At 73.9% G+C, this 19960-nt stretch carries 15 protein-coding genes and 1 tRNA gene; 12 read left to right on the forward strand and 4 right to left on the reverse strand.

Going from position 1 to position 19960, the window contains the following annotated elements; genetic code table 11:
- Nucleotides 1-11 precede the first annotated feature (11 nt).
- The 11 genes from O7606_RS13490 (at nucleotide 12) to O7606_RS13540 (ending at nucleotide 15716) form a co-directional block, all read left to right on the forward strand.
- Entirely contained in the window at nucleotides 12-419 is a 408-nt protein-coding gene (locus tag O7606_RS13490) for an ester cyclase (RefSeq protein WP_281594373.1), read from the forward strand.
- A 68-nt stretch (nucleotides 420-487) separates the two neighbouring features.
- Nucleotides 488-2056: a hypothetical protein gene (locus O7606_RS13495; protein WP_281594374.1), complete on the forward strand. Its 1569-nt coding sequence runs from the start codon at nucleotides 488-490 to the stop codon at nucleotides 2054-2056.
- A complete protein-coding gene (locus tag O7606_RS13500) occupies nucleotides 2056-3993 on the forward strand; it encodes a TOMM precursor leader peptide-binding protein (protein ID WP_281594375.1) in 1938 nt (645 codons plus the stop codon). The genes O7606_RS13495 and O7606_RS13500 overlap by 1 nt, the downstream gene beginning before the upstream one ends.
- Nucleotides 3971-5293 (forward strand): hypothetical protein, encoded by a 1323-nt coding sequence (locus O7606_RS13505; protein WP_281594376.1) that lies wholly within the window; start codon nucleotides 3971-3973, stop codon nucleotides 5291-5293. Before O7606_RS13500 ends, O7606_RS13505 begins: the two co-directional genes overlap by 23 nt.
- Nucleotides 5269-6567, forward strand: a complete 1299-nt coding sequence (locus O7606_RS13510) for an AMP-binding protein (protein WP_281594377.1) — start codon at nucleotides 5269-5271, stop codon at nucleotides 6565-6567. Before O7606_RS13505 ends, O7606_RS13510 begins: the two co-directional genes overlap by 25 nt.
- The gene (locus tag O7606_RS13515) at nucleotides 6564-7763 is read left to right on the forward strand and encodes a hypothetical protein (protein WP_281594378.1); all 1200 of its coding nucleotides are present in this window, start codon (nucleotides 6564-6566) and stop codon (nucleotides 7761-7763) included. Before O7606_RS13510 ends, O7606_RS13515 begins: the two co-directional genes overlap by 4 nt.
- On the forward strand, nucleotides 7754-10291 hold the full coding sequence (locus O7606_RS13520) for a lantibiotic dehydratase (protein ID WP_281594379.1): 2538 nt from the start codon (nucleotides 7754-7756) through the stop codon (nucleotides 10289-10291). Before O7606_RS13515 ends, O7606_RS13520 begins: the two co-directional genes overlap by 10 nt.
- Nucleotides 10288-11508 (forward strand): YcaO-like family protein, encoded by a 1221-nt coding sequence (locus tag O7606_RS13525; protein ID WP_281594380.1) that lies wholly within the window; start codon nucleotides 10288-10290, stop codon nucleotides 11506-11508. Before O7606_RS13520 ends, O7606_RS13525 begins: the two co-directional genes overlap by 4 nt.
- Nucleotides 11509-11513: 5 nt before the next feature.
- Nucleotides 11514-13004 carry a TfuA-like protein gene (locus O7606_RS13530; protein WP_281594381.1) on the forward strand — a complete coding sequence of 497 codons (1491 nt, stop codon included), beginning with the start codon at nucleotides 11514-11516 and terminating at the stop codon, nucleotides 13002-13004.
- A 7-nt stretch (nucleotides 13005-13011) separates the two neighbouring features.
- Nucleotides 13012-14850 carry an asparagine synthase (glutamine-hydrolyzing) gene (gene asnB, locus O7606_RS13535; protein ID WP_281594382.1) on the forward strand — a complete coding sequence of 613 codons (1839 nt, stop codon included), beginning with the start codon at nucleotides 13012-13014 and terminating at the stop codon, nucleotides 14848-14850.
- A gap of 50 nt (nucleotides 14851-14900) precedes the next feature.
- Nucleotides 14901-15716 carry an alpha/beta fold hydrolase gene (locus O7606_RS13540; protein ID WP_281594383.1) on the forward strand — a complete coding sequence of 272 codons (816 nt, stop codon included), beginning with the start codon at nucleotides 14901-14903 and terminating at the stop codon, nucleotides 15714-15716.
- An 11-nt stretch (nucleotides 15717-15727) separates the two neighbouring features.
- Here the strand turns inward: O7606_RS13540 and nshR are convergent, their stop codons facing one another.
- The 4 genes from nshR to O7606_RS13560 form a co-directional block, all read right to left on the reverse strand.
- Nucleotides 15728-16555, reverse strand: a complete 828-nt coding sequence (nshR, locus tag O7606_RS13545; RefSeq protein ID WP_281594384.1) for an NshR/TsnR family 23S rRNA methyltransferase — start codon at nucleotides 16553-16555, stop codon at nucleotides 15728-15730.
- 82 nt (nucleotides 16556-16637) lie between these two features.
- On the reverse strand, nucleotides 16638-17819 hold the full coding sequence (locus tag O7606_RS13550) for an aminoglycoside phosphotransferase family protein (RefSeq protein WP_281594385.1): 1182 nt from the start codon (nucleotides 17817-17819) through the stop codon (nucleotides 16638-16640).
- A 261-nt stretch (nucleotides 17820-18080) separates the two neighbouring features.
- Nucleotides 18081-18156: transfer RNA gene (locus O7606_RS13555), tRNA-Ala, on the reverse strand.
- 171 nt (nucleotides 18157-18327) lie between these two features.
- Entirely contained in the window at nucleotides 18328-18918 is a 591-nt protein-coding gene (locus O7606_RS13560; RefSeq protein ID WP_281594386.1) for a YqgE/AlgH family protein, read from the reverse strand.
- Between the two features lie 180 nt (nucleotides 18919-19098).
- On the opposite strand from O7606_RS13560, the gene O7606_RS13565 reads away from it, so the two are divergent.
- Nucleotides 19099-19902, forward strand: coding sequence for an S-methyl-5'-thioadenosine phosphorylase (locus O7606_RS13565; protein ID WP_281594387.1), 804 nt, complete (start codon nucleotides 19099-19101; stop codon nucleotides 19900-19902).
- The last annotated feature ends 58 nt before the right edge of the window (nucleotides 19903-19960 follow it).

Raw genomic sequence — 19960 nt, forward strand, 5'->3', positions numbered from 1 at the left:
GGACGCGCAACATGGACAGGGCCACCATCACCGAGCTCGTCGGCCACGTACTGGCGGCGTTCAACGAGCGGGACCTCAGCCACCTGGACCGCTGCATCGCACCGGACTACCAGCACCCGAACCCGGCGCGCGCCCGAGGTCGGCAGGGCATGCGCGACGCGGTTGCCGACTGGCTGGCCGCCGTCGAGGACACCCGCCTGGAGCTCGACGACCTGCTCGTCGACGGGAACCGGGTCACGGCCCGGATGACGTTCAGCGGCCGGCAGGTCGGCGAGGTGCTCGGCATCCCGGCCAGCGGCCGGACGTTCTCGATAAGCGTGCTGGACATCTTCGTGGTCCGCGACGACATGCTCGTCGCGCACTGGGACCTGATGGACCGCTACGCCCTGCAGCAGCAGCTCAGCGCGGCCACCGTGTAGCCGATGCGGAACACCGCACGCCATCGGCGTACCTGTGACCGACCGTCCCGGCCAAGGGGAGGCACGAGTTGACCGGAACCCCGCTGCTCCTCAGCGACGACGTCTACTACCTGCCGGTGCGCGACGGGGTGTGGCTCCGGACCGCCGAGGGCTCGTTCGTGCTGCGGGGGCGCGACGTCGCCGCCTGGCTGGCCCGGCTGGGGCCGCTGTTCGACCGGGGGGTGACACCGGAGCAACTGTTCGACTCGCTGGCCCCGGCGCAGGCCCGGTACCTCCGTGGTCTGGTCGACCTGCTGCGGCAGCGGCAGGTGCTACGCCGGGATCCGTCCGACGCGCGGACCGGGGAAGCCGACCCCACAGGTGGGAACGGCCGGAACGACGGACGCCCCGCGCAGCGGGCGGGGATGGTGGTGGCCGGCCCGGCCGGCTACGCGGCCCTGGCGGCGGACGCGTTGGCGCAGGCCGGGTTCCGCGACATCGTGGTACCTGCCGACCCGGACGGCCCCACCGCCACCGAACTCGCCGGCCGCCACCTGGTCGGGTTCTTCCCCGCCGGTCAGGCGGACGCGGCGTTGGCCCTGGCGGACCGCGTGGCCGCCGACGGCGCCGGCACCTGGCTGGGGCTGGTCCGGGGTCGCGCTTTGCTGCTCAAGGGCCACCTGGCGGGCCACCCGTCGGCGTGCCCCCGGTGTGCCTGGCGACGACTGAACCACCGGTCGGTCGCGCTACCGACCGGCGACGGGATCGGCGCGGCCGCGCAACTGGCCGCAGGAGTGCTGAGCCAGGAGGTGGCCCGGGTGCTGGTCGACGGCGACCGCCGCCCGCTGGGCGAGGCGGCGGTGATCGACCTGGACACGCTCCAGATCTGGCGGTCGGCCGTCGACGTCGACCCCACCTGCCCGACGGTCGGCCGGCACGACCGTGCCGGTGTCCCCACGCCGCGTACCGCCTCCTTCCCGAACCTGGTCCTGGGCGCCCGCTGTTTCGGGCCGCTCGCCTCCTGCTCCCCCGAGGGGCTGCCGCAACTGCCGCTGACCATGCTCCGGTTGGTGCTCAACCCGGTGGGACGGGCAGAGCCGGCCACGCTTCGGGACGGACCGCTCGTGGTGGCGGAGACGATGACGCACGCCCGGACCGAGTCCCTGTCGCTGTCCGTGGAGCGGTACCTGCCCACCGGTTCGGGCGCCGCGGTCGGCGTCGCGGTGGACACCACCGTGGCGACCGCCCGTGCCCTCACCCACTGGGCCGACACCTGGCTGACCGACGGCTGGTCCGACCGGGTGGTGGACCAGCCGACAGCCGCGCGGCACCGGCTCGGCGGCCTCGCCGGTCACCTGCCGCCGGTACGCCACCAGGCGCACCCCAGCGGAATGTGGCGCGCCTGGACCGCCGGTGGGGCGCCCCTGACCGGCCTCGGTCCCGAGCAGGCCGAGCAGCGGGCGCTGCTGGCGGCGCTCGCCGGCCGGCAGCATCCCGGGTGGTCCGGTGAGGTGACGCCCGCCACCCCGCCGTACGCCGGTGAGCTTCCCCAGAGGCACACGGCGGCGCTCGGCCTGCGGGCCCGGCCGGCGCCGCTGCCGGCGCTGGTGTCCGCGCACCTGGTAGGCGTCGAGATCGGACAGGACGGCGGGCGGTGATGAGCACGGTGGCGGAACATCCCAGCCGGGGCAGGGCCACGGACCTGAGGTCCTCGATCGCCCTTCTCGCCGGTGATCTCGTACGGCTGGTCGGTCCGGACGCGGCGCCGCAGCCCGGGGCGGACATCCGGCTCGCGGTGCTGGTCGACCTCTCCTGGGACGCCGACCTGCGGGCGCTGCCCAGGCAGCAGGCGCCGCTACTGCCGGTGTACGGCTGCCGGGGACGGCTGGTGGTGGGCCCGCTGGTGGAACCCGACCGGCCGAACTGCCCGCACTGCCTCGCGTTGCGGGTCCGGGTCACCAACCAGCCGGAGGGGGCGGTGACCGACGCGGAGACCGCCTGGCGTCCACTGTCCGGCCGGCCGGACGAACCGGCCTGGCCGGTCGCTGCCGGCTACGTCGTCGCCGCCCTGCTGCGGGCGGAGGCGCAACGGCTGGCCGCTGGCGAGCCGCCGCGCAGCCGCGACGCGGCCTTCGTGCTCGACGACGGCGGCCTGGCCGGTGACTGGCACCCGGCCATCGCCCACACCCTGTGCCGGGCGCCGCACTGCACGGCGACGGCGACTCCGGTGCCACCGCCGCTGCCGGACCTCGACGCGGCGCTGCCCGCCACCGGTCCGGCCTCGACCCGGCGGTTCCCGGTCACCGAGTTCGCCGACCGGCTGGAGTCCGAGTACGTCGACTCGTGGTCGGGCGTCACCCGCACCCCGATCCTCGCCGGTGATGCCGCCCTACCGTCCGTGCAGGTCAAGGTGCCCACCCGATGGGGGTTCGAGGAGATCGCCATCGGGCGGGCGGACGACTACGTCACGGCGCGGGCCGGCGCGGTGCTGGAGGGATTGGAACGCTACGCGGGATGGCACTGCGGCGGACGGGATCCCGTCCGGTTCGCCGCCTTCGCCGACCTCGCCGACGGCGTCGACCCCCGCTCCCTGCTGCTGCACGAGGACGACGCCTACGACCAGCCCGGCTTCGAGTACACCCGGTTCGACCCGCACACCCCGACCGGCTGGGCGCTGGCCCACTCCGTGCTGACGGGCCGGGCCGTCCACCTGCCCTTCCACGTCGCCTACTACGGGGCGACCCAGCGGCCCGGGACGGGGCCGGCGTTCGTGTACGAGAACTCCAACGGCTGCGCGCTGGGCGCCGGCGTGGAGGAGGCGCTGCTCGCGGCGCTCCTGGAGGTCGCCGAGCGGGACGCCTTCCTGACCGCCTGGTACTCGCGTACCCCCCTGCCGGAGATCGACCTCGACCGGGTGACCGGCGCCGACGCCGCCGCGCTGCGCGGCCTACGCCACCGCACCGGTCGGGAGCTGCGCGCCTTTCAGGTCGTCGGTCCGTTCGGGGTGCCGGTGGTGCTGCTCGTCTCGCTGGCCGACGATCCCGCCGTGCCGGCCACCCTGGTCACGGCGGGCTGCGCCCTGACCGTGTCCCGCGCGCTGCGCGGCGCCGTGCAGGAGATGGCGGCGGCGGCGCCGGCGATCACCATGATGTACCGGCAGCAGCGCCCCTCCGGGCAGGCCCTGGCCCGTCCGGCGCTGGTCCGGCACATGACCGACCACGCGCTGGTGGCCGGCCTTCCGGAGGCACGCGGCAGGTTCGACTTCCTGCTGGCCCCCGCCGGCCGCCCCGCTCCGGTGCCGGCGACGCACGTGCCCCGCGGGGACGTCGCCGCGGACCTCGCGGCGATGCTCGACGTGGCCCGCGCCGACGGCCAGGAGGTGTTCGTCGTCGACCACACGACCAGCGAGCTCCACCGGCTGGGCCTGCGGTGCGTGAAGGCGGTCGTCCCGGGGACCACGCCGATGACGTTCGGGCATTCACACCGCCGGATGCCGACGAGCGCGGCCATCGCACGCTTCCGGCTCCGCAACGGGGTCGGTCCCACCGTCACGGCGGGCGAGGAGGTCCGGCATGAGCCACATCCGTTCCCCTGAACCGGCGACCCGGTCGGCGGTCACCCCCCTGCCCGGCGGCCTCGGCTGGGTGGTCGCGGACCGGGAGGCCGCGGTCCGCCTGCTCAGCGACGACCGGTTGGGGGTGGTGGAGTCCACCGCGGTGATGGCGTCGCTGATCCACGGGCTGGCCGACGGGGCACGGCCGTCGGCGGAGGAGCTGGCGGCGTTCGCCGAGCGGATCATGCTTCAGGCGTCACCGGAGCGGCACGCCAGTCTCCGTCGCGCCTTCGGGCGTTTCTTCACCGCGGACGCCGTCGACGCCATGACGCCGGCCCTACGCGCCCTGGCCGACCAGGTGGTCGGGAGGTTCGCCGCCGCGGGCGGTGGCGAGTTCATGACCGGGGTCGCCTTCCGGTACGCCGTGGAGTGCGGCGCCCACCTGCTGGGCCTGCCGCCCGGGGAGTTCCACCGCCTCCACAAGTTGAGCCAGCGGCTCGCGCTGGTCGCCTACGCGGCCCGGCTGCCGGATCCGGCGACGGCGGTCGTCGAGGGCCACGCCGCGCTGACGGAGATCCGCCGATCGATCCGCCAGGCCCGGGCCCGGGCGTCCACCGGCAGCGTGTTGGGCGCATGGCACGCGGGGTGGACCGGCGGGATCTCCGAGGAGGACTTCGAGGCCAACATCGTCATGCTGGTCCAGGCCTCGCTGGAGACCGTGGCCGGCATGCTCGGCAACGCGGCGGCGCTCATCCTCGGCTCCGCCGGAGCGGCCGACCCGGCGCGGCGGGAAACCCTGCTCGACGAGGCGCTGCGCAGCGAACCGCCGCTGAAGACCCTGGAGCGGGTCGCCCACGCGCCGATCACGCTCGGCGACCTGCAGGTCCGGGCGGGCCAGATCATCAGCGTCCAGGTGGCGGAGGCGAACCAGCCCGCCGAGGGGATAGCGGGTCGGGCGGTGTTGTCCTTCGGCTGGGGCGCCTACCGGTGCCTGGGCGCCCGACTGGCCCGACGCCAGGCCGTCGAGCTGTTCGACGCGATGTGCCGGGCGGCCCCCGGCGCCGTGCTCGTCGACGCCGAGATCGAACGCATCAGGCACATCAGGTTCAACATGCCACGGCGGTTGACGGTGCGCTGCCCGGCTGCCGAGCCCCGGCAGGATCTGGCCCGGATGCTCACGGAGAGCCTGGAGGAGCACGATCTCGACCGCCCGCTCAGCTCCGTCGAACGGGTCATGGCGGCGGCGACCCTGGAGCAGAACGGACACACCGTTCCGGACCACGCCACCGCCCCGACCACGATCAGGGGGTGGTTGGCATGGGCGTCGACGCCCCGTGGCTGACCCCCACCGTCGAGCTGCTCGCCCGGTCCGACCGTGGGGTGGTGGACGGGAACGGACGCGTTCCGTGGCGGGAGATCCTCGGGGAGGCGACGGACCTCGCCGCCGCGCTGCCCCGGACGTCACACGGCTGGGTGGTGCCCGCCGAATGCTCGGTCCGCTCCCTGGTCGGGCTGCTGGCGGTCGGGCTGGCCGCGTCCACTCCACGATGGGTGCTCGGTGACCCGGCCCGGTGGGGCGCCGGGCGGGTGTTCCGCGGCCTCGTCCGGGAGGCGGGGGCTCGGTCGGCGCCGCCCACCGAGGTCGAGGGGCCGACGTACGCCACGGCCACCTCGGGCAGCACCGGTGCGCCCCGGTTGCTCTTCGGCCGACCACACGCCCTGCCCGAGGCGGTCCGCCTGTACACCGGGGGGATGCCCGAGTACGAGGAGGCGGAGGTGTTCGCCGCCTGTTCCGATCTGGACTTCGCGGCGGCCTTCTACGTCGTCGTGCTGCCGGCGCTGTTGCTGGGCCGGGACCTGCTGCTGTTCCGACCGCACCAGTGGACGGTGGCCGCGCGGCACCTCGCCGACCGGCCCGGCGTCTGCCTGGCCGCGCCGGCGCTCGGCACCTTGGCGGCCGGCGCCGCCCCGGCCCAGGCGCGCTACGACCGGACCTCGTTCGTCCCGGCGGGGGGTGGCCTGACCCCCGACCGGGCCCGGCGGATCGCGGCTGGGCTGCCCGGCTGCCGGTTCCTGACGATGCTGGGCTCGACGGAGACCGGCCTGCTCACCGTCCGTCGGGAGGTGGACGACACCGGCAACGTCGGGCTGCCGCTGCCAGGCAAACAGGTCTGGCTGGAGGACGTCGGGCACGACGGGGTCGGCATGCTCTGGACCCGGGGGCCCGACACCCGGTTCGCCGCCCTCGGGGGCGCGCTGCGGGCCCGCCCCGACGGCTCGGTGAGCGCCGGGGATCTGGCGCGTCCCGCTCCGGACGGCACCGGCTACCTGCTGGCGGGACGGGTCGACGACCTGATCAAGGTCGACGGGGTGACCGTGTACCCGGCGACCGTCGCCGCCGCGGTGCGGGCCCTGCCGGGCGTCACCGACGCCCGGGTCTCGGTGGACCGTTCCGGCCCGGTCGACCGCGTCACGGTGCTCGTCGTCGGCGAGGTGACCGAAGGCGAGATCCGCCTGGCCTGCGCCGGACTGCCGAGTCCGGTGGTGCCGGCGCGGGTGCTGATCCGGGCCTCGACCGAGGCCGCCTTCGACGAGCGAGGAAAGGCACTGCGGTGACCCCAGCGACCGAACACACGGCGCAGGCCCGGAAACGGGCGGCGGTGGCGGGCCATCTGCTACGCCGGCCGGCGGTGCTCTACGAACAACTGCGTCGACAGGGCAGCCTGGTGTGGAGCGGGTCCGGCGGGTGCTGGCTCGTCGTCGGGCACGAGGCCGCCCGGATGGTGCTGCGGGACGAGCGGTTCCGGATGCCCGGGGCCGACCAGAACTCCGAATGGGGCGACGGCGCGGGGCACGGCGAGTTCGTCCGGAGCCTGCTGCTGTCCGCGGAAGGCGCCGATCACGACCGGATGCGCCGCACCCTCGGCCCGGCCTTCTCACCCCGGGCCGTACGCGCCCGGAGGGCGGCGGTCGAGACGACGATCGGCAGGCTGCTCGCCGACATCGGTCCGGACGGCCGCTTCGACGGCGTGACGGCGATCAGCGGCCGGCTGCCCGTCTCCGTCGTCGGCGAGCTGGTCGGCGTGCCGGAGCCGGAGCGGGCCGACGTCAGCGAGCTGTGCCGGACGATCAGTCAGGGCGGCGGCCTGGCCAGCGGCCGGGCCGGCGACGACGCCGTCCGGGACGCGATCGCGGCGCTGGACGACCTGACGGTCCTGGTGCGGCGATGGCTCGCCGATCCCGTCCCGGACTCGGTGCTCGCGGCCATCCGGGCCGCTGCGGGCACCCCGCAGGCGCTCTCCGAGGTCGAGGCGGTGGCCAACGTCTTCAGCCTCTACCTCGCCGGGCACGACACCTCGCGCAACATGATCAGCGGTCTGTTGCTGCGCCTGGCCACCGTGCCGGAGCTGCTGGACGATCTGCACGAGGGACGCCGCGCCGCCGAGGCGGAGGTGGAGCGGGTCCTGCTCACCGAGTCCCCCCTGACCTTCACCGCCCGGCTGGCGATGACCGACGTCGAGGTGGCCGGCCAGCTGATCAGGCGGGGTGACCGGCTACGGGTCATGCTGGGCGCGGCCAACCACGAACTGGTCACCACCGGTCAGTCGGCTGGGCCGCTCGCCGGCGTCGCGTTCGGGGAGGGACGGCACGTCTGCCTGGGCGCGCACGTCGCCCGGCTGGAGGGGATCGCGCTGCTCACCGTCGTGGCCCGCCGATGCGCCGCGGTGCGCCTCGTCGGCGATCCACGCTGGACGGCGCACTTCCTGCACCGTGGTCTGGAGACGCTGCCGCTGGAGGCGACATGGCGTTAGGGCGGGCGCCCGCGGCGACGCGCAGGGTGCGGGTCGGGCCGGTGGTGGTCCGCCGCCGCTGCGGATCGGGCCCACAGGTCCTGCGGGACCTCTCCGGCGACCGGGTGTGGGCGGCAGCCGGGCGGGTCGCCGAGGCCGAGAAGACCTGCCGTACGCGGGGCGCGGCGGCGGCGGACGTCATCAGCGCCCTCGTGCCGCTGGCGACGCCGGCCGAGCGGCGTCGGCTGCTCCGCGCCCGGCGGGACGCCTACAACGGCCGCGTGCTGACCACCGTCGCCGGGGAACTGCTCGACGTCGGGCCGGTCGCCGCGTACGAGCGGGCGCGCTCGGAACTCGACCGACGGTGGACCGAGCTGCGGACGGCCCTGACGGAACTCGACCGTGCCACCCGGGCGACCGTCCACGACCGCCTCACCGATCCGGACTTCGCCGCTTCGGTGGAGCTCTCGGTGCCGGGTCTGCTGGCGGAGATCCGTCGGAGCGGACGGCACCGCCCGGGGTCGGCCCGTGACCGGCGGCGTCTGCTCACCGTGTTCCGGCTGCTCCAGCGCAGCGCCACCAAGCCGTCACCGTTCGCCCGGCTCGCCGAGGCCACGCTGCTCGTCCCGGGGGCCGGTCGACGGCCGCCGCACCGGCGCGTCCGGGTGGATCGACAGGCGCTCGACTGGGTGCAGCACTGGGTACGTGGCCGGGGCCTGCGGTCGGTGACGCCGGAGCAGGTGTGGGTGACGACGAATCCCACCGCCACCGTCGGCGAGCCCGCCGAGGGCCGGGTGAGCTGGCTGGTCACCGGCGGACCGGTGGACGACCTGCGCACCGCCGCCTGCCCCGACCGGCTGGCCGGCCTGCTGCGCCGGCTGCGCTCCCCGCGCCGGCTCCGCGACCTCTCTCCCGACGGCACGGTCCCGGACCAGCTCGCCGCGCTCCTGCGCTGTGGTCTGCTCGAGGTGGGGCTGCGCCCGCCGGGACACGGCCGGCAGGTCCTCGACGGCGTCCTGGCGGCGCTGCCCGCCACGACCGGCGAGGACGACGCCGACGACCTGCGCGCCGCCCTGCGCCTGCTACGCGACATCGAGGCGGATCCCTCGCCCGTGCCGGGCGCCCTGACCGCGCCCGCCCGGGCCGGGCTCGAACGACTCGCCACCGCCTGCGGGGTCAGCACGGCGGGAACCGATCGTCTGCTGGTCACCGACGATCTCGTAGGGGTCGTCGACGAACCAGCTCCGGCGCTCGACGGGGAGGTCCTGGCAGACCTCGGACGGGTCAAGCTGATCGCGCCGCTGCTCGCTCCCGAGCTGCCCTTCCAACTCGCCGGGACGTTGGCTTTCCGGGACCGCTTCGGCACCGACGCGGTCCCGCTGCTGACCGCGTACCGATGGTTCGTCGGTTCCGGACGCGCCGCGGCGGACGCGATGGTCGCCGAGTCGAGCCGTCCGTTGCTGCGGCGGACCCTGGAGTTGCGTGCCGGCCTGACCGACCTGCTCCGGGCGCTCGCGGCCGGCTCGCCGGGCGCCCACGAGGTCCGGCTGGACGGCGCGGAGCTGGACCGACTCGCCGACGCCCTGCCCGACGAGGTGCCGGAGTGGGCCTGCGCGGCCTGGCCCGTGCAGTTCGCTGGCGACCGCGTCGTGCTCAACGGCCTCGGTTGCGGGTACGGCCGGTTCGCCGCCCGGGTCGCCGCCGGTCTGGGCGGGGCGCCGGTCGGGCTGCTGCGGGAGTGGGCCGGCGCGGCGGATGTCGGCGAGCCGGACGCGCTGGCGGTGGACGTCACGGCGCGGTTCGGCGCGACCGCCAACGAGCGGCCCCGACTGCTGCCGTACAGCCTGGCTTTTCCCGGCCATGCCCTGGAGTGCGACCCGGAGGCCCGGATCGACCCGGGCGACTGCACGGTTCGGGTCGACCCGGCGCGTGGCCGGCTGTTGCTGCACAGCAGCGCGCTGCCGGGAAGACCGCTGGTCCCGGTCCCCCAGAACGCCACGCTGACGCAGTTGGCGCCACCGTTCTTCCGGTGGCTGCGCAGACTTGGCCCGGCGACGGGCAGCACGCTGGCGTTCTGGGACCAGGTCGACGGCGACGTCGCGGCGGGCTCCCGCGGTGTCCGCCACTATCCACGGCTGGTCCTCGGTCGGCTGGTGCTCGCCCGCCGGACGTGGAAGGTGCCGCCGACTGCGCTGCCCGCGGGCGCCGACGACGCCGCCAGGACGGTGGGGTGGCACCGGTGGTGCGCCGGGACCGGGGTGCCCCGACAGTTCTTCGTCCGGGCGGTCACCCTCCCCGAGCCGTGGGACGTCGTCCGGGGGCGGGCCTCCGACGAGTGGGTGGGGCAGGCTCGCTCGCGGTCCGGCAGCGCCGTCCGCAAGCCCGTGTACGTGGATCTCTCCCAGCCGAGGTGCTGGCCGGAGGGGACCGCCGGCGCGTTGACCCTCACCGAGCCGTTGCCCGACCCGGCGGCGCTGGCCCTCCGGACGCACGCGGCGGAGTACGTGATCGAAACGTCCCAACCCCCTCGGCGGAGGAGCAGGGTATGAGTGAATCGTCCATCCTCGACGCGACACCGGCCACCGCGGGCCGGAACGTGAAGCGGTACTTCGCCGGCACGCACCGCACCCGGCATCCGGCGGAGACGTGGCAGCTCGCCGAGCGGCTCTTCGCGCGCTGCGGTCTGACCCGCGTCGCGGACGTCACCGGCCTCGACGTGCTCGGCATCCCGGTGTGGGTCGCCGTCCGGCCGATGGCCCGCACGCTGAGCGTCAGCCAGGGCAAGGGCGCCACGGACGTGGCCGCGAAGGTCTCGGCGTCGATGGAGGCCATCGAGCTGTGGTACGCCGAGGAGCTTCCGGCGACGCCGCCGGGGCCGGTGGGCGTGCCCGCCTCGGCCCTGCGCCTGCCGTACGACGTCATGTCCCTGCAGCGCGCCGCCCGGAGCCTGCTGACGGCGGACACGCCGCTGGACTGGGTGCCGGCCCGGGTGGCCGGCACGGAGCGGGACACGCTGGTGCCGCGCGCCAGCGTGGCCATCTCCTCGCTCGCCGCGCCGGTCTGGTCGGTGCCGCTGCTGCGGGTCTCCAGCAACGGCCTGGCCAGCGGGAACTGCCCGGCGGAGGCGGCCCTGCACGGGTTGTTCGAGCTCATCGAGCGGGACTGTACGTTCGACCTCGGGGACCGGCCGGTGTCCACCCGGACCCACATCGCCCCCGAGACGGTGACGGACCCCGGCTGCCGCCGCCTGATCGAGCAGATCACGTCCGCCGGGGCCTGGCTGGAACTCGTCGACAACACCCGCGACCCCGCGTTCCCCTGCTTCGTCGCCTACCTCTGGTCGCCCGAGGATCCGTCGATCTACTCGGGGTCCGGCTGCCACACCGACCCCGCGACGGCCCTCTCACGTGCCGTGACCGAGGCCGCGCAGAGCAGGTTGACGGTCATCAACGGCACCCGGGACGACGTCCGGGGCGCCCTCTACCGCTCCCACCGCTGGGACGCCCGACGGCCGGTCACCCCACCCGGCGGGATCCGCTCGTGGCGCCAGACCCTGGCCGCTTTGCGGACCCGGCGTTTCGACTCCGTCGACGAGGAGTACCGGTGGTGCCTGCGGCAGGTCGGCCGGCGGACCGGCCGACCCGTGCTGGAGGTGCGGTTGTCCACGGACGACGAGCCGCTGTCGGTGATCCGGGTGATCGCTCCCGGGCTGCGCTTCGGCACCGGCGACGAATGCCCGCGGCCCGTTCGACCGGAGGAGTCCTGATCACGATGGCGACCCATGTCTTCGCCGGCCCCACCATCGGCGCCGACGACATCCGCCGGGTCGTCCCCGACGCCGTGACGCATCCGCCGGTGCGCCACGGCGACCTGCTGCGACTCCGGCCCGCAGCGGCGGACACCGTCCTCATCCTCGACGGGCTCTTCTTCCAGGCGCCCGCTGTCCGTCACAAGGAGATCCTGCACCTGGTCCGCAGGGGGGTCCGGGTCGTCGGGGCCAGCAGTATGGGCGCGCTGCGCGCCGCCGAACTGCACCCCTACGGCGTCGTCGGCGTCGGCCAGGTCTTCCAGTGGTACGCGGACGGCACGGTCACCGCCGACGACGAGGTCGCCGTCGTCCACCTCGACGACGACGGGCACGCGCAGCTTTCCGACGCCCTGGTCTCGATCCGGTACGGCCTGCGGGCGGCCACCGGCGAGGCGCTCGCCCCGGACGAGGCCAACGGCCTCCTCGCGCTGGTCCGCGACCTGCCGTTTCCCCGTCGAAGCTGGTCGGCCCTGTGGCGGATGGCGGAACAGCACGGCCTGGCGGATGCCGCCCGCCGGGCGCGCGGGTGGCTCGATGTCCACCCCGACCAGCGGGACGTCAAGCGGCTCGACGCGCTGCGGGCGCTGCGCCTGGTACGCGACGGGCGCCCGGTGGAGGTGACGCCGGTCGACGTCTCGAAGCACGCCAACCTGGACACCGTGTACCTCGCGGACTGGCGCTGGGAGAACGAGGGCGTCGAACTCGGCGGCCGGCTGGTGACCGACCAGCACACGCTCGCGTTCCTCCAGCTCTTCCTGCCGGCGTACCCGTCGCTGCACCGCCGGGTGACGCTCGACGCGATCGCGCGGGACGGGACGCCGGAAGGCGACGACGACGCCGGGGCGACGCTCGTCGAGCGGGCGCTCGGGGCGGCCCGGGCCCGCCGGCTGCTCGGTCCCGACGGCGGGCCGACGGCCGGCATGCGTGAATGGTTGTCGTCGGCGGAACAGGCCGCCCTCCCCGATCGGGAAATCGTCGTCCGGGCCCTGGTGCGGTCCTTCCGGACCGAACCCGGCATCCGCGCCGGGCACCGCGTCCCGTCCCTGCTGACGGGGCAACGGGCCCTGCTGCGGCTGGCCCGGACCTGTGCCGCGGCCGCGGGCGCCGTCAACGAGACGGCGACGCGGCGCAACGGCGAGTTCCGGGTCGAGCACATCCGACACGACCTGGTGGAGACCTTCTTCCGGAACCGTTGGGGCTGCGCCGACCTGGAGGTCGCCTGCTGGGACCGGGGGCTGACCGGGCTTGCGCAGCTGCACGAGCTCGGCCGGTACTTCCTGCTCCTGGCGCGCTCCGGCAAGTTGCCGGAGGAGACGCTGAACGCGGTGCCGACCTGGCCGGACGGGCAGCCGGGTCGGCCGGACGAGCACCGCACGGCGGACGGCCCGGCCGGTCCTCCCGCTGCGGGCTCCGGCCCGACCGACCTTTCCCGACCCGCCACGAACGGACGCTGAGATCACCATGTGTGGAATCACCGGATGGATCGACTTCGGGCGCGACCTGCGCGCGGAACGCGCCGTCATCTCGTCGATGACTGCCACGATGTCCTGCCGAGGGCCGGACGCCGAGGGCGCCTGGATCGGCCGGCACGCCGCCCTCGGGCACCGACGGCTCGCCGTCATCGACCTGGCGGGCGGCGCGCAGCCCATGGCCGACGACCCGGACCGCGAGCCGGCGGCGGTCGTCAGCTACAGCGGCGAGGTCTACAACTTCCGGGAGCTGCGCGACGAGCTCACCGCCCGTGGGCACCGGTTCCGTACCCGCAGCGACACCGAGGTCGTCCTCCGGGGCTACCTGGAGTGGGGCGAGGGGCTGGCGGCCCGGCTGGTCGGCATGTTCGCGTTCGCCGTCTGGGACGACCGCGACCAGCGGCTGGTCCTCGTCCGGGACCGGCTGGGGGTCAAGCCGCTCTACTATCATCCCACCGCCCAGGGTCTGCTCTTCGGCTCCGAGCCGAAGGCCATCCTCGCCCACCCCGCGGTCCGCGCCCGGCTCGGCGCCCTCGGGCTGCGGGAACTCATGACCTGGGCGAACACGCCCGGCCAGGCGATCTTCGAGGGGATGCGGTCGGTCCTGCCCGGGCACGTGCTGCGGTTCGACCGGACGGGCACGGTGGAGACCGCCTACTGGCGTCTGCCCGCGACGGCGCACCGCGACGACCGGGCGACCACCGTCGAGACGGTGCGGGAGTTGCTGAGGCGGGCCGTCGCGGGGCAGACGGTGGCGGACGTGCCGCTCTGTTCGCTGCTGTCCGGCGGACTCGACTCCAGCGCCGTCACCGCGTACGCGGCGGAGGCGCTGGCCGAGCGCGCCGAGGGCCCGCTGCGCTCCTTCGCCGTCGGTTTCGCCCAGCCCGGTCGGCCGGGCCAGGACCCCGCCGAGGATGCGTCGTTCGCCGCCAAGCTGGCCGCCTCCGTCGGAACCGCCCACGAGACGATCACCCTCAACGCCGCCGACCTGACCGACCCGGCGACCCGGCTCGCCGTGCTCCGCGCCCGCGACCTGCCGCTCGGGCTGGCCGACATGGACACCTCGCTCTACCTGCTGTTCCGGGCGGTACGCGGGCATTCGACCGTCGCCCTGTCCGGTGAGGGCTCGGACGAGCTCTTCGGCGGCTACCCGTGGTTCCACGACCCCGGCGCCACGACCGCGGAGACGTTCCCCTGGATGTACCACAGCACGCCCACCACCGTGAGCGGCCCGTCGTTCCTCGACCCCGACCTGCCCCGCCGGCTGGCGCTCGACACCTACCGGGCCGACCGGTACGCCGAGGCGGTACGCGAGGCGCCGGTGCTCGACGACGAGGACGAGGTCGACGCGCGCATGCGCCGGGTGTCCTACCTGTTCCTCACCCGGTTCCTGCCCATGCTGCTGGAGCGCAAGGACCGGATGAGCATGGCGGTCGGCCTGGAGGTCCGGGTGCCGTTCTGCGACCATCGGCTCGTCGAGTACGTGTTCAACGTGCCCTGGTCGACGAAGTCCTTCGACGGGCGGGAGAAGAGCCTGCTCCGGGCCGCGGTGGCCGCAACGGTGCCGAGCTTCGTGCTGGAACGCCGGAAGACCCCGTACCCGGCGATCGTGGATCCGGCCTACGACCGGGCGATGCGGCAGAAGCTCGGTGACCTGATGGCGGATCCGAACGCGCCGGTCCGGTCCCTGATGGAGGAGACCAGCGCCCGAGCGGCCTACGCCCTGGTCGAGCAGGCGGATCCGAGCGAGCTCCAGTTCCTCCGCCTGGGCTTCGAGTCCCTGCTGCGGATCAACGACTGGATGCGCGAATACCGCGTCGAGCTGCTCTGAGGCATCTGCCGGCAACAAGCCCTCAGCGGACCTGACCGAAGGAGGACGACATGACCCGGGCCCGGTTCTGGAAGTTCGACGGCACGCAGGCGACGATCTCGGTGCGGACGTGGGACCACGAGGATCCGCGTTACGTGGCCATCGTGGCGCACGGCTATCCGGAGCACGCCGGCCGCTACGGCGAGGTCGCCGACCGGCTCGTCGCGCACGGTGCCGCGGTGTACGCCCCCGACCATCTGGGTTTCGGGCTCTCCGAGGGTGAGCGGGCGTGTGTCAAGGACCTTGAGGACATCGTCACGGACGTCCGGACCGTGGCCGGGCGGGCGCTCGCCGAGCACCCCGGAAAGCCGCAGATCGTCATCGGCCACTCGGTGGGTGGCCTGATCGCCACCCGGTACGCCCAGCGTTTCCCGGACGCCCTGGCGGCTCTCGTGCTCGTGGCGCCGGTGCTCGGCACCTGGCAGACCGCGACGATGCTGCTCTCGTTCGACGAGCTCCCGACGCAGGCGTACGACATCGGGCCGATGCTGTCCCGGGACAACCAGGTGGGTGAGGACTTCAACGACGACCTGCTGGTGTGGCACGGGCCGTTCCTTCGGGCGACGCTGGAGGCCATCGCCCGGGCGTTGACGACGGCCAACGACGCGGGCGACCTCGGCGCGCTGCCGACGCTGTGGTTGCACGGTGACGCGGACAGCCTGACCCGCCTGGAGGACACCCGGACGGGCATCGAGCTGATCGGCGGCGAGGAACTGCACCAGCGGCGCTACCGCGGGGCCTACCACGACCTGTTCCACGAGACGAACCGGGAGCAGGTCTTTCGCGACGTGACCGGCTTCATCGACCAGGCCGTTCCCCGGGGCTGACGGATCGGGCGCTACCGCACGCCACTTCGACCGTCGGGAAGATTCCAGTGGATCCGCTCGTAGAGCGCGATCCCGGCGGAAACCGAGACGTTCAGCGATTCGGCCGAAGGGTTGAGGGGAATCCGCACCGACCCGGCGGCGACGTCCTCCAGACCGCGTGACGCGCCGACCTTCTCACTGCCGAACATCAGCGCGAGCCGCTCGTCGACGGTATTGAGGTAGTCGACACCGGTCGCGCCGTCGGCGCCGAACGACACCAGGGGCATGTCGTTGTCCCGGAAATACCGGACGGCCTGCTCGCGCGACGCGAGGACCACCGGCAGCGAGAAGACGTAGCCACGGCTCGCCCTGACCAGGCGACGATCCGCGATGCCGGCGAGATCGCTCTCCACCAGGACGATACCGGCGGCGCCGAGGCCGAAGGACGTCCGCACGATGGCGCCGATGTTGCCGACGATCTTCACCCCGTCGAGGACCACCAGGTCACCGGTCAGCCGGTCCAGGTCACGGAAATCGCACGGCCGCGGAACCCGGGCGATACCGAACACCTTCGGTCGTTTCTCCGCCGCCGCCTTGAAGATCTGGTTGACGATCGACGGCTCGATCAGACGGATCGTGATTCCGCGCTTCCCGCATTCTTCCAGAAGATCAGTCGGCAACGGACTGCCCTCGATGCCGTACACCTCGATGAATTCCAGCCCCGAACGAATGCACTGCACCAGCGGCTCCGGGTCTTCGATCAACGCCGTACGCACGACCGACCTTGAATTCTTGGCCACGTCGACAATTCGCTGAACGGCGGGATCGGACCGCTCGGAAATGACATCAAGGTCAGTCATATCAAAATCCTAACACGGGCATATCGGCGTCGAATTCGACGCCTGACCTTTCCGGCGGGCCGCGACGCTCCGGCGGTCGGTGTCACGCCGGCCCGGTCGCGACCCCGGCCGCCCGCCTGAGACAGCCGTCGACGTCCGTCGCGTGGTACACCCGCTCGCTGGCGGCGATCCCGTCGAGGAACATCGCGTACCCGGCGGCCATCCGCAGGGCCGTCACCGGCCGCAGCAGCTCGACGGCGCGCTCCGGAGCGCACCCCGGCACGGCGGCCCGCCACCGCGCGCACCACTGCTCGAGGACCGGCCGCGCCGACGCCGCGTCGAGCCCCTCGGTCAGTCGCAGCACGTCGAACGCCGGGTGCCCCACGAAAGAGTCACCCCAGTCGATGAACACGTTGCGTCCCGCGTGGGCGCGCACGTTGCCGGGGTGCAGATCCCCGTGCGCCAGGGTGTCCGGCAGCCCGCACGCGCGTACCCCGTCGAGCCGCCGCGTCAGCCCCGCCAACAGCTCCCCCGCCACCGAGGTGTCGTACCCGGCCAGCCGGGAACGGATCCACCCGGTGAGCGTTTGCCCCCGCAGGTCCGGCACACCCGCCGCGACCAGCTCCGCCACGTCCGGGACCGCTCGCTCCTGTACCGGATGGAAGTCGGCCGCCATCGTCAGCCGCTCCTCGACGGGAGCCCCGTAGCGGTCCTCGCCCGGCACGTGGTCGAGCAGCATCCGACCGTCGCCGTCCTCGGCGAGCAGCGTCGGGGTCCTCCCCGGCGTCACCCGGTCGAGCCAGCGCAGCACGGCGGCCTCGTGCCGGAAGAACACCGGCACCTGCTTCAACCAGGCCGTCCCGCCCGGTCCGTCGAGCCGCCACACCGCCGACAGGTTCCAGGTGCGCTGCTGGGTGACGGTCTCGATCGGCCGGCCGATCCGTCGCAGCTCCTCCGCCGCCCAGGCGAGGCTGCGCGCCGGGCCGCCGGGCTCGGCGTAGGGGGCGCGCAGCGGATCCGCCGACAGGTCCACCCGCGCCGGGACGAGCCGCGTCGCGGGCAGCTCGTCGACCTGTCCCAGGTACGTCACCGTACCGCCGACAGCGCCGGGCCCGTCCCCGCCGACCAGCCGCAGGACCGTGACATCGACGCCGTACCGTCGACGGGCCCCGGCCACGACGGGGGCGACCTCCTGCCACCAGGGTGACGGCACGTCGAACGGCGGCAACGCGCCCAGCGGCGCGCCGACGGCGTCGACCAGGGCGAGGATCACGGTGCGGGACACCTGGGGCACGTTACGGGCGCCCACCGGGTCGGGGCGACCGGGTAAAAGCCGCGTCGCGCCGCCGCCGGCGGCGTCCCTCCGGGCACGGGAGGCTCCGCCGGTCAGGGGACCGCGCCGAGACCGGGTAGCCGTGGCCAACCGGCCCGGCGGGGAGGCTCCCCGGCCTCCGCGGCCCGACCTCAGAAAACAGACAAGGGCTGGCTTCAAAGCCAGCCCTTGATCGACCACCAGGCGACGGTACGGTTCGCGTACCGCCGCATCTGGTGGAGCCGAGGGGACTCGAACCCCTGACCCCCACACTGCCAGTGTGGTGCGCTACCAGCTGCGCCACGGCCCCTTGCCTGTGTTCCCGGTTCCCCCGGGCACGCAGGAAACTATACACACCCCGCCCCCCATGGTCATATCGCGGGGGCCCGGCCCCGCGGCGTCGGCGCGGACGCCTGCCCGGGGCCCACCCGAGCGGCAGGTCAGACCCGCGCCGGGTCTCAGTCCAGAGCCCGCGCCGGGGTCAGTTCAGGGCTACGTCCGGCGGGAAGTGGGCGACCGCGGCCATCATCCCGCCCTGCCGACGCAGCACCATCGGCCACAGATCGTCGGGACGGTCGACGAACGCGTCCCCCGGCAGGGCGTCCAGGACGAACCAGGAGCCCTCCTCGATCTCCCGCTCCAACTGACCCGCGCCCCAGCCCGAGTAGCCGGCGAAGACCCGGATACCGGAGATGCTCTCCCGCAGCCGTTCCGGGTCCACCGAGAGGTCGATCGTGCCGACCGCGCCGAGGACCTGGTGGAAGCCCCGCAGGCGGCGCACCGGTTGCCGCATCCGGGCCAGGCAGATCGCCGAGTCGGGCTGCACCGGGCCACCCTCGAAGAGCACGGCCGGATCCCGGGCCAGGGCGCTCCAGTCTCCGAGCACGTCGGCGACGGGCACCTCGGTGGCCCGGTTCAGCACCACGCCGAGCGCGCCACCCGGCTCGTGGGCCACCAGCAGCACGACCGTACGGTCGAAGTTGGGATCCTTCAGCGCCGGGGTCGCGACCAACAGTTGCCCGGTCATCGAGGCCATCGCACGACCGCCGATCGCCTGTCCCTCTCCCTGCATGTCGCCCATCCCCTAACCACGCGCCGCCTGGCGGCAGCACCCCTGCGGAGCCCGCGCCGGACGGGACCGGCGACCCGGGCGCGTCCGCGTTCTCAACGCCATGCCTGGCACCATAGCTTGCACTTTGCACCCTGGCTAAGGTCTGACCGACGGGTAGTCGACAGAGTTCGGGGAAAATCAATGGATTCGACGGCGGAGATCGCGGTCATCGGCGGATCGGGCCTGTACGCCTTGCTGGACAACGCCGTCGAGCACCAGGTGGACACTCCGTACGGACCACCATCGGACCCGATCACGGTCGCCGAGGTGGGAGACCGCCGGGTGGCGTTCCTGCCCCGGCACGGCAAGACCCACCAGCACCCGCCACACCGGATCCCCTACCGGGCCAACCTGTGGGCGCTGCGGTCGCTCGGCGTACGACGGATCCTGGCGCCCTGCGCGGTCGGTGGGCTCCGCCCCGACCTGGGCCCGGGCACCTTCGTGGTGCCCGACCAGTTGATCGACCGGACCAGCGGCCGGGAGCAGACCTACTACGACCGGGGCGCGGTGCACGTCTCCTTCGCCGACCCGTACTGCCCCGCCGGTCGACGTACCCTGTTGGACGCGGCGGCCGGCCGGGGCGTCCCGGCGGTGGACGGCGGCACGGTCGTGGTGGTCGAGGGCCCGCGCTTCTCCACCCGGGCCGAGTCCCGCTGGTTCACCACGATCGGCGGGACGGTGGTCAACATGACCGGCCACCCGGAGGCCGTCCTCGCCCGCGAGCTGGCCCTGTGCTACAGCCCGATCGCGCTCGTCACCGACCTGGACGCCGGCGTCGACGGCGGGCACGCCGTCACCCAGGACGAGGTCTTCCGGGTCTTCGCGGAGAACACCAACCTGCTGCGGGCCATCCTGCTGGACGCGCTGGCGGCGCTGCCGGCCGAGCGGGACTGCCCCTGCGGCAGCGCCCTGGACGGCATCTCGCTCCCCGTCCCCCTCCCCTGAGCGGTTGTCGCCGGTTGTCCGGATGACGACGGCCCCGACCCGCTAGATTCGGCCTGGT

Origin of the sequence: Micromonospora sp. WMMD882 (genome assembly GCF_027497255.1) — a bacterium.
GTDB lineage: Bacteria > Actinomycetota > Actinomycetes > Mycobacteriales > Micromonosporaceae > Micromonospora.